17 protein-coding genes and 1 pseudogene are annotated in these 12,980 nt (G+C 63.9%); 9 read left to right on the top strand and 9 right to left on the bottom strand.

Going from position 1 to position 12,980, the window contains the following annotated elements:
- The 6 genes from LB565_RS15565 to LB565_RS30040 all read right to left on the bottom strand — a co-directional run.
- On the bottom strand, positions 1-330 hold a 330-nt coding region (locus LB565_RS15565), incomplete at its 3' end, for an FAD-dependent oxidoreductase (protein WP_224585457.1).
- Entirely contained in the window at positions 327-1,049 is a 723-nt protein-coding gene (locus LB565_RS15560; protein WP_224585455.1) for a methyltransferase domain-containing protein, read from the bottom strand. The genes LB565_RS15565 and LB565_RS15560, both read right to left, overlap by 4 nt.
- Entirely contained in the window at positions 1,046-2,113 is a 1,068-nt protein-coding gene (locus LB565_RS15555) for a type III polyketide synthase (protein ID WP_224585453.1), read from the bottom strand. Before LB565_RS15555 ends, LB565_RS15560 begins: the two co-directional genes overlap by 4 nt.
- A 228-nt stretch (positions 2,114-2,341) precedes the next feature.
- Complete coding sequence (locus LB565_RS15550) at positions 2,342-2,500, bottom strand: hypothetical protein (protein WP_224585451.1); 159 nt, start codon at positions 2,498-2,500, stop codon at positions 2,342-2,344.
- Positions 2,501-2,597: 97 nt separating this feature from the next.
- Entirely contained in the window at positions 2,598-3,635 is a 1,038-nt protein-coding gene (locus LB565_RS30045) for a multicopper oxidase family protein (protein WP_411970653.1), read from the bottom strand.
- The gene (locus LB565_RS30040) at positions 3,611-4,327 is read right to left on the bottom strand and encodes a DUF4396 domain-containing protein (protein WP_411970652.1); all 717 of its coding nucleotides are present in this window, start codon (positions 4,325-4,327) and stop codon (positions 3,611-3,613) included. Before LB565_RS30040 ends, LB565_RS30045 begins: the two co-directional genes overlap by 25 nt.
- Positions 4,328-4,518: 191 nt before the next feature.
- On the opposite strand from LB565_RS30040, the gene LB565_RS15540 reads away from it, so the two are divergent.
- The 4 genes from LB565_RS15540 (at position 4,519) to LB565_RS15525 (ending at position 6,010) form a co-directional block, all read left to right on the top strand.
- Positions 4,519-4,656 (top strand): hypothetical protein, encoded by a 138-nt coding sequence (locus LB565_RS15540; protein WP_224585449.1) that lies wholly within the window; start codon positions 4,519-4,521, stop codon positions 4,654-4,656.
- A gap of 161 nt (positions 4,657-4,817) precedes the next feature.
- Entirely contained in the window at positions 4,818-5,012 is a 195-nt protein-coding gene (locus LB565_RS15535; RefSeq protein ID WP_318012161.1) for a hypothetical protein, read from the top strand.
- A gap of 99 nt (positions 5,013-5,111) precedes the next feature.
- Positions 5,112-5,258, top strand: coding sequence for a hypothetical protein (locus LB565_RS15530; protein ID WP_224585445.1), 147 nt, complete (start codon positions 5,112-5,114; stop codon positions 5,256-5,258).
- A 536-nt stretch (positions 5,259-5,794) separates the two neighbouring features.
- The gene (locus tag LB565_RS15525) at positions 5,795-6,010 is read left to right on the top strand and encodes a hypothetical protein (protein ID WP_224585444.1); all 216 of its coding nucleotides are present in this window, start codon (positions 5,795-5,797) and stop codon (positions 6,008-6,010) included.
- Here the strand turns inward: LB565_RS15525 and LB565_RS15520 are convergent.
- The gene (locus LB565_RS15520; protein ID WP_224585442.1) at positions 6,007-6,471 is read right to left on the bottom strand and encodes a winged helix-turn-helix transcriptional regulator; all 465 of its coding nucleotides are present in this window, start codon (positions 6,469-6,471) and stop codon (positions 6,007-6,009) included. The two genes, LB565_RS15525 and LB565_RS15520, sit on opposite strands and share 4 nt — an antisense overlap.
- Before the next feature lie 97 nt (positions 6,472-6,568).
- On the opposite strand from LB565_RS15520, the gene LB565_RS15515 reads away from it, so the two are divergent.
- On the top strand, positions 6,569-7,156 hold the full coding sequence (locus LB565_RS15515) for a dihydrofolate reductase family protein (RefSeq protein WP_224585441.1): 588 nt from the start codon (positions 6,569-6,571) through the stop codon (positions 7,154-7,156).
- 84 nt (positions 7,157-7,240) lie between these two features.
- Here the strand turns inward: LB565_RS15515 and LB565_RS15510 are convergent, their stop codons facing one another.
- Positions 7,241-7,477, bottom strand: coding sequence for a hypothetical protein (locus tag LB565_RS15510; RefSeq protein WP_224585438.1), 237 nt, complete (start codon positions 7,475-7,477; stop codon positions 7,241-7,243).
- 157 nt (positions 7,478-7,634) lie between these two features.
- Entirely contained in the window at positions 7,635-8,882 is a 1,248-nt protein-coding gene (locus LB565_RS15505) for a cytochrome-c peroxidase (RefSeq protein WP_224585436.1), read from the bottom strand.
- A gap of 344 nt (positions 8,883-9,226) precedes the next feature.
- Here LB565_RS15505 and LB565_RS15500 point away from each other — a divergent pair, with 344 nt between their 5' ends.
- The 4 genes and pseudogenes from LB565_RS15500 (at position 9,227) to LB565_RS15485 (ending at position 12,944) form a co-directional block, all read left to right on the top strand.
- Positions 9,227-9,649 (top strand): OsmC family protein, encoded by a 423-nt coding sequence (locus LB565_RS15500; protein WP_224585434.1) that lies wholly within the window; start codon positions 9,227-9,229, stop codon positions 9,647-9,649.
- Between the two features lie 5 nt (positions 9,650-9,654).
- On the top strand, positions 9,655-10,179 hold the full coding sequence (locus LB565_RS15495) for a hypothetical protein (RefSeq protein WP_224585432.1): 525 nt from the start codon (positions 9,655-9,657) through the stop codon (positions 10,177-10,179).
- A gap of 274 nt (positions 10,180-10,453) precedes the next feature.
- Positions 10,454-11,196, top strand: a pseudogene (locus tag LB565_RS15490) (2OG-Fe(II) oxygenase).
- 125 nt (positions 11,197-11,321) lie between these two features.
- Entirely contained in the window at positions 11,322-12,944 is a 1,623-nt protein-coding gene (locus LB565_RS15485) for an ABC-F family ATP-binding cassette domain-containing protein (RefSeq protein WP_224585430.1), read from the top strand.
- The last annotated feature ends 36 nt before the right edge of the window (positions 12,945-12,980 follow it).

The following is a 12,980-nucleotide window of genomic DNA, read 5'->3' as shown; positions in this document are numbered from 1 at the left end:
GATGCGGCCCGATCGCCCGAAACCGTCTCCCGCCGCGGGCGCGGACTTCGCACGCGGCATCGGCGCCTCGACGCTGGTATCGCCGGAAAACAAGCCGACCCGGTGAATTTCGGGACCCGCCTCGGCCCGCCACGCATCGACGATCTCCAGTCGCTCGAGGAGCGCCAGGTTGCTTGCCGAGATATATTCGCCGCACACCTTGCGACGCGGAAACACGCTCTTTTCCACGATCGCCACGGTCCAGCCGCGCCGGGCCAGCGCCAGCGCCGCTGACGTGCCTGCCGGGCCGGCACCGATGACGATCGCATCGTGTGTCGATGCCGGTCTCATGGCACATCTTTGGCAGGCATCGACGCGGCGCCGGCAAAGACATGGGAGAAGGGGCCGGCACGCCGCTCCTCGAGCGGCCGGCCTCCGGCAGCGCTCCAGAGATCGGAAAGTTCGCTGCCGCGAAAGCCGGCGCGCACGCTCTGAGCGGCGTCATGCCTGGTGACGTCACTGGCGCCGATCGCCGGCAGAAGGCGGGTCGTCGCGAGCGCCAAGCCTGCCCTCAGCGGCTCCGTCGCCATGAGCAATGGCGCCCTGCGAACCAGCAGCGAAAACAGACGTAGCAGTCCGGCGTCGTCGAAATGATGCAGAAACAGGTTGACCGTGATCACATCGAAAGTCCCGCCATCCGCCTTCTGCGCCCAGTCGAAGACATCGGCGGTCAAGGTTTCGAGCTTCCATCCCAGACCGGCGAAATCCGCCCTCAGCTTGGGCGTGACGAGGCCGACGCGATCGAGCATCGTCAGCTCCACCTTCGGCCAGTCTCTTGTCATGCGCCGGGCCACTTTCAGCATGAAGGTGCCGTCGCCGGCGCCGATCTCAAGGATGCGGCCGGGCGCCTTGGCGATGAATTTTCTCATCAGCGACGCCATGATCGGCGCCTGGAACATCAGCGCGTTGATCCGGCGCAGATCGCGCCGAGAGTGGAGCGCCCGCGGATCGTCCGCGGCGAGGCGATCGAGGATTTCCGGGACAAGGGTCCGTTGATCGAGCGCGTTCATGAGGCGGTCCGGAACAACATGGTCTCGGCCGTCAGCCCGGGTCCGAACGACATGCCGCAGCCAAGCTGGCCGCCCGGCGCCTTCAGCATCTTTTCCATTACAAACATCACCGTCGCCGACGACATGTTGCCGTATCGGCGCAGCACCTCGCGCGACGGCCCGAGCGCGGCCGGCGCGAGGTCGAGCGCCTTCTCGACGGCATCGAGAATACTGCGCCCACCGGGATGCACGGCCCAGAGGTCGATCGCCTCCGGCGGCCCGCCACCCAGGATAGCGTCTTGGTTGCTTCGCAACGTTTCCTGGACCGCCGCAGGCACCTTGCCCGAGAGAAACATGTCGAAGCCGTGGTCGCGGATATGCCAGGTCATCAGCTCCCGCCGCTCCTCGGCGACGATGCAGTGGAAGGAGTCGAGCTCGATACCGGAGGGCTCGGCGGTTACCAGTGTCGCCGCGCAACCGTCGCCCCAAAGGCAGAAGGACAGCAGCTTTTCCAGCTCGGTGGTTTCCCTCAGATGCAGGGTGCAGACCTCGATATTGACCAGGAGGACTCTGGCCTGCGCGTCGGAGCGGACGATGTGGCGGGCAAGCTTGAGGGCATTGACCGCAGCGTAGCAGCCCATGAACCCGATCATCGTGCGCTCGATACCGTCCGACAGGCCGCATCGCGCGGCAAGGTCGAGGTCGATGCCCGGCGCGGAGAAACCGGTGCAGGTGGTGACGATGAGATGGGTGATGCGCGATGCCTCGTCACCAAGGCGCAGTCCGTCGACGGCCTTTTGCGCCAGGACGGGTGCTGCTTCAGCGAACATCGCCATTCTGGCAGCCGTTCCGGGAAACGCGCCGCGCTTGAAGGCCCCGGCAAGGTCGGCCGACGGCCCTTCGGGGTCGAGAGCAGGCGCAAAGCATGAAAAGCGGTGCTCGATGCCGGCAAGGCCGGCCATGCGTTCGAATATCCTCCTGCGATCGGCAGCGAGCATCGAGGCCGCGTAGGCCAGATAGAACTGGTGGACCTCGTGCTCCGGAACCGCTGTCGCGATCCGGTTGATATAGGCGCTGATCGACATGTTCTGTCTCCCTGGGCCTCGGGCGCGGTTACGCGCTGTTGCCGGAAGGGTTGCTCGCTCATGAGCGCCTTGTCAGGCGCAAGGCGCTGAGCGCCGCCTGTTGGATAAACGTTTCGGAAAACCTGATTCTTCCCCGGCGTGCGATCTCGAACCTAAAAGATTTGCGAGGGATGACAGGCAAATCAAAGTGTTACAGCCCTGTCCACACCTGGCGGGCCTTCGGGCCGATCACTTACTGCCCTGCGCCGATCCGGGCACGATCAAGGCTCCCTGATCGCGCTCCGAATATCTGAAGCCGATAAAGAACAAGGCGATAATGATGAGGCAGATCGCCAGCACGGTGGCGAGGATCCTTCCCGGGTTTTCGGCAGGCGGTTTGTCTTCCATGGCGCTTCGCCTCGCATATCAACCCTGCGAGGGCGGCAAGGGTTCCGAACCCAACGCGGGTTCGTCGGACAAGCGAATGCCGAGCGCTCTGCCACGGTCATGTGACATCGATCACCACCATCAGCCCGCCGCCGCCCTTCTCCTCGGCATTGTTGTTGGTGGTGTGATGCGGGATGTGGCAGTGGATCAGCCACTTGCCCGGACGCCTCGCTGTCCAGATGACATCATATCGCTGGCCCGGTCCGACATTGACGGTATCGGCAAGGAAACGTGCGGCGGCGGGAATCGTCTCGCCGTCGCGGGCGACCACTTCGAACGGGCCGCCATGGATGTGCATCGGGTGTATGAAGCCGTTGTTGGTGCCGATGAAGCGGACCTTCAGCGTCTCGCCGACTTTCATATGGATGGTCTCGGTCGACGGATAGGCCTTGCCGTTGATGGTGAAGAAATTTGGCATGCCGCCGTCCATCGGCATCGACGGATAGGTCAGTCCTTCCCGGACCAGCCATTCCTGCAGCTCGATGACATAGTCGTGGTCGGCGGCGACCTCGTCGGCGGGATTGGCGGGATCGATGATCAGCGCGCCATAGAGACCGAGCGCCTGGGTGCGGTCGGGCTTGGCGTGCGGATGATAGAAGTAAGTACCGTGCTGGGTGGCGGTAAACTCGTAGGAATAGGTCTGTCCGGGCTCGATCGGCGCCTGGGTGATCTCGGCCGGCCCGTCCATCTGGTTGGGCAGGACCAGGCCATGCCAGTGCACCGTCGTTTCCTCCGGCAGTCCGTTGGTGACGTTGATGCGCACCCGGTCGCCCTGGCGGATATGGATGCGCGGCCCCGGGATCTGGCCGTTATAGGCATAGGCGTCGACCGTCACGTCCGGCAGGATCTGCCAGCGGACCACCGACGGCCTCAGCTCGAACACCTTCACGCCGTTCTCCATCCGGAACGGCAGGTCCTGGTCTCCCCTGGCCGAAAGGCCATAGGAGGCGGTCACCAGGCGTGGGTCGGCCGCCGCCATGTCGCGCATGGCGTCGGCCGGCGTGTCACGGTCCATGATCATGCCCTGCGGCATGATCACTCCGCCGACGTCGCGGGCCGAGAGCCTGAGGTTCAGCCAGTTCGCAGGCGCCGCCATGCCGATCGCCAGGGCCAGCGCAGAAACCGTACCGAGCGCCGCGATTTGCGGGGTGGTCGCGTCCGAGCGCATGTGATGGCCGGCGGCGCGCTGTTCGCCCGCCGGTTCGTGGCCTTGCCGGGCATGGCCGTGCTCGCTCGCTTCGGGCGCTCGGTCATCAGCCCGTGCTTGAGGCCGCGCGCGACCAGCCAGACATTGGCGGGATAGGCCAGCGTGAAGCCGGCGATGACGCCGAGCGACATCACGCCCCAGAACAGAAGTTCGGTGGGCTCCATGGCGCGCATGTCGCGGCCCATCATCAGGAAGCTCATGACCGGCGCCATGCCGGCCATCATGAAGTTCATGGAGATGAACTCGGGCAGGAAGCTCTTCTTCACATTCTCCCAATAGCTGCCGCCCATCATCGATTTCATGAACAGCGACTGGAAGATGAACAGGCCGAAGGCAAAGCCGGCGAGATATTCGACGATGAGATCGAGCCACATCGGCAGGCCGAGCGTGGCGGTGACGACCGCGGCAAGGATGATCCCGGTGGCGTCGCCGGCGACACAGTGGATGGTCGAGCCGACGCCCTGCTTCCAAAGGGGTTTTGTGAAGGCCTCATGCTCGCCGGGCGCGGTTCCTTGTCGGCCAGCGCATAAAGCAGCAGGCCGAGCGGGCCCATATAGAGCGTCACCAGGATGAAGCCCCATTTCATCACCACCGGCTCGGGATTGTTGCGGTATTGGTCGAAGCCGACATAGAGCGTCGACGCGGCCGCGAGCACGAACCAGGCAATGAGGAAATAGTCGATCGGTTGGATGAGCATGATGCGGCCTCTGCTCGATGAAACGGCTGGTTGCATCCCCGCGGATGAACGCGGCCGGGGCCACTACGATCCATCTTGCGGAATTTCCGGCTCCAGCCTCGTGTCAGCGACGTGATCGCCGGCGTCGCCAGCGCCGCCATCGCTGCGCTGGCGGTCCGGCTGGCCTATAGGGAGAATTCGCGGCTCGACGCCTTCGCCACAAGGCTCCTCTGAACGCGCCGCCAAGGCGACCGGCTGCGGTTTCGCGAAACGGGATGACGGACGGCGCATCACAAAAGTGACGCGCTCGCCCGTCTATATGTTAGGTTGATGCCGCCAAAACAGGGTTCATCGTTATGGATGCCAGCGAATTGCAGGCCATAGGTGATACGCTGATGCGCGTTGTCACCCCCGATATGAAACCGAAAGACCTGCTCAGGGCAGTGCGAAAACTGCATCCGGATGCCAAGAAGAAGGATATCGCCCGCGCGGCCTTTCACGCCATCATCGCCAACGCCGACCAGGATCCGGGCAAGTCGCGCAACCTCCAGGCCTTCGCGCTTTCCGAGCGTACCCAGCAATCGGAATAAATTGCCGCGAATTGTAGCGGCGGCCTTCTGGGAAATTTAATGAGCAACTTCTAATTTAATGTCTCAAGCCGGCAGCCAGCCCCAACCGGTAACGAGCTCATGACCAAAAACCTCGGCAATGCCAAACCCAGCGCTCCCGTCAAGGAGGTGAACCCCTCGCTGTTCAGCAAGGCCGCGCCGGCGCTGTTTCCGCTGGTCGTCGCGGCGCTCGGCTATCTCGTCGGCCGGCATTTTTTCGGCTTTTGACGCGGCCGGCATTCGGCGCGTTTCTTCCCAGCCGATCAAAGCGCAACTGGCTGTGTAGGCCATATCCTTGCAGCTTTGGTCCTAGGGCCTAGGTCGTTCTTGTCCTTGCCCGGTCGCAAGCGCATGTTTGTGACAGCCGGCGGCCTCGCAAACTCCGGTCAGGCCCGGCCGCCGAACCCAGTATCACCCCCCAAGGCTGCCGGGCCGCCGCCGCGTGACGAATTCGTCCGCACTCATGCACGGCCAACTGCCGGGCTGCGCGATTCGCAGTTCCATCCGGACGCTTTCGAAATCCGCTGTCGCGTCGTCCCGCAGGCCGAATGTCGTAGCAAAGTGGAATTCCGCTGCCCCAAGGTGCAACGGCATGCCTGCTCCGACATGCTCATTTTTATTCGCGAGGCTCCGCAAACGTGCTGCATAACAGCGAGTCGCTTTGCACTAAAGACCAATAAGTCCCGCTTTTCGGCAATTCCAGGCGCGCTAGATCATGTTGGGTGGAGTTAGGCAGTTCTTCGAACGAAGAGCAGGAGCTGTATATGGTAACAAGCGAGCCAGACAGTGTCCGTGTAAAAGCCGTCAACGGCCAATGGATCGTGCGCGTCGTCGATGGCGGCAGGCTGACGCAGCAAGTGTTCGATGTTCAGGCGCAGGCCGAGATCTTCGCCGAGGAGGAGCGGCTGCGATTGGGGTTGCCGGGAGAGCCGCCGGCTGGGGAGCCGGTTGGGCCGCTGCGACGCGGACGGGCCCGCTAGCCTATCTCGCCCATGAGGGGGAGACGGGCGGCTGCGCCGCCCCGTTGGCCCAGATGCTCGGTTCTCAGCTTCCGCTTCATCCGCTCCAGCGCCGGCTCACCGCCGACCGCGAGTTCATCCGCGATCTGCGCGAGCTTGTCGTCGCCGCCGCGATGTTTGCTGCCCCAGGCGGCCAGCGTCGCCAGCACCGGCAACAGGTCGATGCCGGCATCCGTCAGCCGGTAGATCGCCTTCAGCCCGTGCGTAGGATCGTCGCTGCGGGTGAGGATGCCTTCGTCGACCAGCGTCTGCAGCCGCTCGGCGAGTGTGCGCGACGAGATGCCTTCGTCGGATTGCAGGAATTCGCGAAAATGCCTTTTCCCGGCGAAGATCAGGTCGCGGATGATGAGCAGCGTCCAGCGGTCGCCGAGCAGTTCGAGCGAGAGGTTGATCGGGCAGCCGGATCGTCCCTTGGTCGACATTAGTACGGTTCCATTTTTTAAATCACTTTACTATTGACACCATTGTCATATCGCGTCAAATGGTTCCAAAAGTAAATCAATTTGAGAGGAGGCCGAAATGAAAAAGCTCATCCTGCAGATGCAGATGTCGGTCGACGGTTTTGTCGGCGCCGATGAGGATCGTCGGTGGCAGCTCTGGGAATGGGGCGACGACAGCGCCTGGGACGAGGAACTCAAGCAGGACTTCAACGCCATTTTCGAGACTATCGACACCATCCTGCTGAGCCGCAAGATGGCTGAGGAGGGCTATCTGAGCCACTGGGGCAACGCGGCGAGGAAATATCCGAAGGATCCTTTCTATGCCTTCGCGCGGCGCATCGTCGAGGCTGAGAAGGTGGTGGCGAGCGACAAGCTCGAGGCTTCGCGCTGGGAGCGCACACGGGTCGTGAGCGGCGATCTGCCGCGCGAGGTGCACAGGCTGAAGCAAGGCGAGGGCGGCAACGTCGCCGTGTTCGGGGGCGCCGGCTTCGGCTCGGCGCTGGTTGCCGCGGCCCTTGTCGACGAGTACCAGCTCTTCATCAATCCGGCGGTTCTGGGCAGCGGCCGCCGCATCTTCGACAAGGGCGGATTTGGCAGGCTGAAGCTCCTCGGCTCGAAGCCTTATGCCAGCGGCATGGTGGTGAGCCGCTACGCGCCGGCGGGGTGAGGAACCGGAGCGGGCCCGCCGTTCCGGGGAAACGGCAAACCTGCTCGAGTAGCCCTGCCTGAATCAATCTGGCAGCACGGCCTCTCAATTGCCTGTTTGACCGGACCTTTCCTGGATCGTGCGGACCAGTCGCAGATACGCGACCGGCCGGCTGTATTGCGGCAGGGCTGTGCGGTCGTTGCCCATGGTGGCGAACCAGCGAGCTTCACGGGATGTCAGGCCGATCAGCACCCGGCCGGCATATTCGGCCGGCGCCCCATTGCCCGCATCGAACACCGCCCAGCTGTTGCCGGGCGGCTCCTGCACCGCGATGAACCTCATGCGAGACCCCGTCCCGTGAAAGGCGGCTGACATATAGCAGACGAGGAACGACGTTGCTATGATGTGGCTCACATTGGCACACAATTGAAGTGGGTAGCCGGGCGCCGACTGGAGTCGCCGCATGTTGCGTCCCAACGATGTGTCCTGGCAGTTTAGACTACTGTCCCGCCTGGTCCGCGTCGGTCAGAGTGCCGAGGAAGGCGACGATGTCGTCGATCTCGGCGTCGATCAGCGCCGGCTTGTCGCCAGGTTTCTTGCCGTTGAAGGGCGGGTCGGTGTTGAGGTTTCCCCAGTAAGCCTTTGGCAAGTCGTCGAATTTGTTGACCGCGCCATCGGCCTTCTTCGGGTACCACCGCCCGGGGTCGCTGTCGCGGCTGGCATAGAAGGCCACCGCCTCGCGCAGCGTGTGGAAATAGCCATTGTGGAAGAAGCTTTTCCGGAGCGCCACGTTGCGCAGCGTCGGCGTCTTGAACAGGCCGCAATAGTCGACGCGGCCCTTGAAGTCGGTGCGCAGCGGGCCGCACAGGCCAAGGTCGAAATAGTTGGGGTCAACGTTGGCGGGAATCGCCGGGTTACGCGGCACGGCGATCGCGATCAGGCCGTAATCGGTGAATTGCGGCGGCTCGCCGTCATTGGCCGGTTCGCTGAGATGACAGCTCGCGCAATTGCCCTTCGCCTCATCCTCGAACAGCATGCGGCCGCGCAATTCCTGCGCGGAGAGTTGCGCCTTGCCGGCGAGGAAGGCGTCGTAGCGGCTGGAATAGGGATAGAAATCGGTGCTGCTCTGCTCGAAAGTGCCGAGCGCTTCGACCGCGGCGTCGAAGGCGTCCTGCGGGTGCTCGAAGATATCGGCGCCGAAGGCGGCCCTGAAGGCGTCGGCATAATGCGCCTGGCGCAGGCTGGCGACGACCTGGGCCGCGTCCTTGTTGCCCATCTCGAAGGGCGAGAGCAGCGGGATCCTTGCCTGGTCCTTGCCATGGTCGGCGCGGCCATCCCAGGTCAGGCCGCCGGTCGGGCCATTGTCGACGCTCTCGTCGCCTTCGTCCTCGGAATCGTAGAAATGCTCGGTGAAGGCCGGCGCCGCCTGCAGGTAGCGCAGCGACGGCACGGCGCGAACGCCGGGCTGGTCGAGCTTCGCTCCGCCCGTTTCGACCGGCGAGGCCGAGGCCGGTCCGAAGGCGTGGTTGGGATCATGGCAGGACGAGCAGGCCTGCTTGCCCGATGCGGAGAGCGACGGGTCGAAAAACATCTGCCGCCCAAGCGCCGTCAGCGCCTCGGCGCGCGCAAAGGCCTCCTGGCGCGACATGGGGCCTGAATGAACGCTGGACGGCTCCGCGGTGTTGGCAGGCGCGGTGAAGCCGGTTATCGAGGCCGCCAGAAGGGCGACCGCATGATTTTTCATCATATGCGGCGGCATCCCTGATTTCTTCGCCCGATCATCCGCGACGTAGGGATCGAGTGCAACGGATTGATGACCGGCCTTCTCGCTCACAAAACCGTGTTCGGCCGCTGCAGAACTGTCGCACAGAGGTGGCAAGGCGCCAACTGTTCCAACGCCGCACCGCCCCTCATCCGACCTTCCGTGAACGGAGAGAAGGCAAGGGCCGCCGCGCTCGACAAGCCTTTTCTCCTCGTCACTATACGGGGAGAAATGTCCGGCAGGACAATGAGGGGCAGCGCCGGCCCTTGGCGATTGTCCTTCTCACTCATCGTCCGCTATTGATGGTCGTCGATCTAACGAGGAACGCAATGGCTGACCTAAAGCTACGCACCCGCAACGCCGGCGCGCTTGCCGTCCTGCCGCCGGGCAGCCTGCCGGCGGTCACGACGCCGACCGGCGGCACCGCCGACGTGGTCACGCAGGTCAGCGCTCCCGGCTTCAGCCCGCTCGATCTGCTCTATGCCTCTTTGGCCGCCTGCATGGTGCTCAGCGCCCGCATCGCCGCCACCCGCCTCGGCGTCGCCGACCGGCTCGGCGAGGTGAGGGCAAATGTGAGCGGCGACAAGGCGAAGGATGAGCCGTCGCGGGTCGAAACATTTATCGTCAGATTGGAAATCACCGGCGACCTCGATGCCGCAATGAAAGAGCGGATCCTGGCGGACGCGGAAGACATCTGCACCGTCTCCAACACGCTGCGCGGCGCGCCGGCGCTGCACGCGACATTGGGGTGAGCGCGATGGCGTATCTATCCCCCATCGACTACGCAACCGCCTCGGACGACATCCGCGCCGAGCACGACCGAGAGCTCGCGTTGCGCGGCCGCATGACCAATATGAAACGCATCCTGCTTCACTCGCCGGCCGCCCACCGCATCTACGCCGAATGGTTCACGCTGCGCGACCTTCTCAAGCCCACGCTCGACGACCGCGCCATCTGGCTGTTCTCGAAGGCGATCGCCGGGACGATGCGCGCCGAGATCCCCGTGACCTTCTTCCGTCGCGCATTGATCGAGCGCGGGCTCGACCCCGAAGCGATCGAGCCCACCGCCGACGAGGCGCTGCTGATTGGCTTCGGCAAGGTGCTCGCCGCCGATGCCAACGCCGTCCCAGAAGAAACCTGGGCCGCGCTCAAGGCGCGCTACGACGAGACGCTGCTGGTCAACCTCACCGCCTTCGCCGGCATCATGGTGGCAACCTGTGTGTTCACCAATGCTGTGAAGGTGGATCTCGATCCGGAGCTGGAAGGATATCGCAGGCGATGAAGCTGCCAATCTCCCCCCTTGCGGGGGAGATGCCCGGCAGGGCAGAGGGGGGTGCTGTCCCGCCGACGTCTCAACTTCATATATCGGAGCTTGCGGAAGTTTTCGTCACTGCAAGGCACGCAGGCCGGCGTTCCGTCACACCCCCCTCTGGCCTGCCGGCCATCTCCCCCGCAAGGGGGGAGATTAGCGCTCCCGCGCCTCGCAATCTTGTCATGTATCGGGTGGCCCACACGTCGTCTCCGCCCCACTTTGACACCAAGCAAAGGAGGCGCCCATGACCATCCATTCCCTGAACACCAAACGCGCCAGCCGCTCCGCCGAATCCCGTGTCGCGGCGCAGGATTGGCGCGCGCTGGTGTCAGACCTCAATGCTCATGGCTGCGCGGTCATGTCCGGCCTGCTGTCGGCGGACGAATGCGCCGATATCGCCGGCCTCTATCCGCATCAAGAGCATTTCCGCAGCCAGGTCGTGATGGCGCGTCATGGCTTCGGCAAGGGCGAATATCGATACTTCAAATATCCGCTGCCTGACCTGATCGAAGGCCTGCGCTCAGGCCTCTATCCACGCCTCGCCACGGTCGCCAATGACTGGAACGAGAAGATGAGGGTTGCCCAGCGCTATCCCGCCGAGCACGCCGCCTTCCTGAAACGCTGCCACGACGAGGGCCAGGTGAAGCCGACGCCGCTTCTGCTGCAATACGGCCCCGGCGACTTCAACTGCCTGCACCAGGATCTCTACGGCGAGCTCGCCTTTCCGCTGCAGGTGGCGATCCTCTTGTCCGAGCCCGGCGAGGATTTCACCGGTGGCGAATTCGTGCTCACCGAGCAGCGCCCGCGCATGCAGAGCCGCGCAGAGGTGGTGCCGCTCAAGCGCGGCGATGCGGTGATCTTCGCCGTGCACAACCGGCCGGTGCAAGGCACCAAGGGCCATATCGCGTCAACATGCGCCATGGTGTCAGCCGGTTGCGGTCGGGGTGGAGGCACACGGTGGGGATCATCTTCCACGACGCAAAGTGAGTAGGCAGTAGGCAGTAGGGTTACGTTCAGGCCAAGCAGCGATGGGGGGTTCCCTTATCGCACGCACTCCCTTATTGGGCCTACTCCCTACTCCCTACTCCCTACTCCCTACTCCCTACGAGCCCATGATCCGTCTCGAAAATATCGGCAAGCAGAATGGCCGGCAGATCGTCTTCATCGAAGCCTCGGCCGCCTTGCAGAAGGGCGAGAAGATCGGGCTGGTCGGTCCGAACGGCGCCGGCAAGACGACTTTGTTTCGCATGATCATCGGCCAGGAGCAGCCCGATGAAGGCCAGGTGTCGGTCGATCGCGGCGTCACCATCGGCTATTTCAGCCAGGATGTCGGCGATATGGGCGGCTTGAGCGCCGTCGCCGAAGTCATGGAAGGCGCCGGGCCGGTCAGCGCCGTGGCCGCCGAGATGCGCGAGCTTGAGCACGCGATGGGCGATCCCGACCGCGCCGACGAGATGGATGAGATCATCGAGCGCTATGGCGAATTGCAGCACCGCTTCGAGGAGCTCGACGGCTATGCGCTCGACGGCCGCGCGCGCGAGGTGCTCGATGGTCTCGGCTTTTCCCAGGAGATAATGGACGGCGACGTTTCAAAACTTTCCGGCGGCTGGAAGATGCGCGTGGCACTCGCCCGCATCCTGTTGATGCGGCCCGACGTCATGCTGCTCGACGAGCCGTCGAACCATCTCGACCTCGAAAGCCTGATCTGGCTGGAGAAGTTCCTCAAGGATTATGACGGCGCGCTGCTGATGACCTCGCACGACCGCGAGTTCATGAACCGTCTCGTCACCAAGATCATCGAGATCGATGCCGGCGCGCTCACCTCCTATTCCGGCAATTACGAATTCTACCAGGAGCAGCGTGCGCTGGCCGACAAGCAGCTGCAGGCGCAGTTCGAGCGCCAGCAGGCGATGCTGGCCAAGGAGATCGCCTTCATCGAGCGCTTCAAGGCGCGCGCATCGCATGCGGCGCAGGTGCAGAGCCGGGTGAAGAAGCTCGACAAGATCGACCGTGTCGAGCCGCCGAAGCGCCGCCAGACGGTAGCCTTCGAGTTCCAGCCGGCGCCGCGCTGCGGCGAGGACGTGGCGACGCTGAAAGGCATCCACAAATCCTATGGCAGCCGCTCGATCTATTCAGGCCTCGACTTCCAGATCCGCCGCCGCGAGCGCTGGTGTGTCATGGGCGTCAACGGCGCCGGCAAGTCGACGCTTTTGAAGCTGGTGGCCGGTGCCTCCGAACCGGACGAGGGCTCGGTTGCGCGCGGTCCGAGCGTCAAGATGGGCTATTTCGCCCAGCACGCCATGGAACTGCTCGATGGCGAGCGCACCGTCTTCCAAACGCTGGAGGACAATTTTCCGCAGGCGGGCCAGGCGCCGCTGCGCGCTTTAGCCGGCTGCTTCGGCTTTTCCGGCGACGAGATCGAAAAGAAGTGCCGCGTGCTTTCCGGCGGCGAGAAGGCGCGGCTGGTGATGGCGCTGATGCTGTTCGACCCGCCCAACCTGCTGGTGCTCGACGAGCCGACCAACCACCTCGACATCACCACCAAGCAGATGCTGATCGAGGCGCTATCGCAGTACGAAGGCACCATGCTCTTCGTCTCGCATGACCGCCATTTCCTGGCCGCGCTGTCGAACCGCGTGCTGGAGCTGACGCCCGAAGGCATCCACACCTATGGCGGCGGCTACACCGAATATGTCGCCCGCACCGGCCAGGAAGCGCCGGGGCTGAGGGGGTAGGGCGAGACCCTACGCAATGGGCGGCGGCGCGTTCCC

This window comes from Mesorhizobium sp. CA14 (assembly GCF_020165195.1).
GTDB lineage: Bacteria > Pseudomonadota > Alphaproteobacteria > Rhizobiales > Rhizobiaceae > Mesorhizobium.
This window is presented reverse-complemented; position numbering and strand designations above follow the sequence as displayed.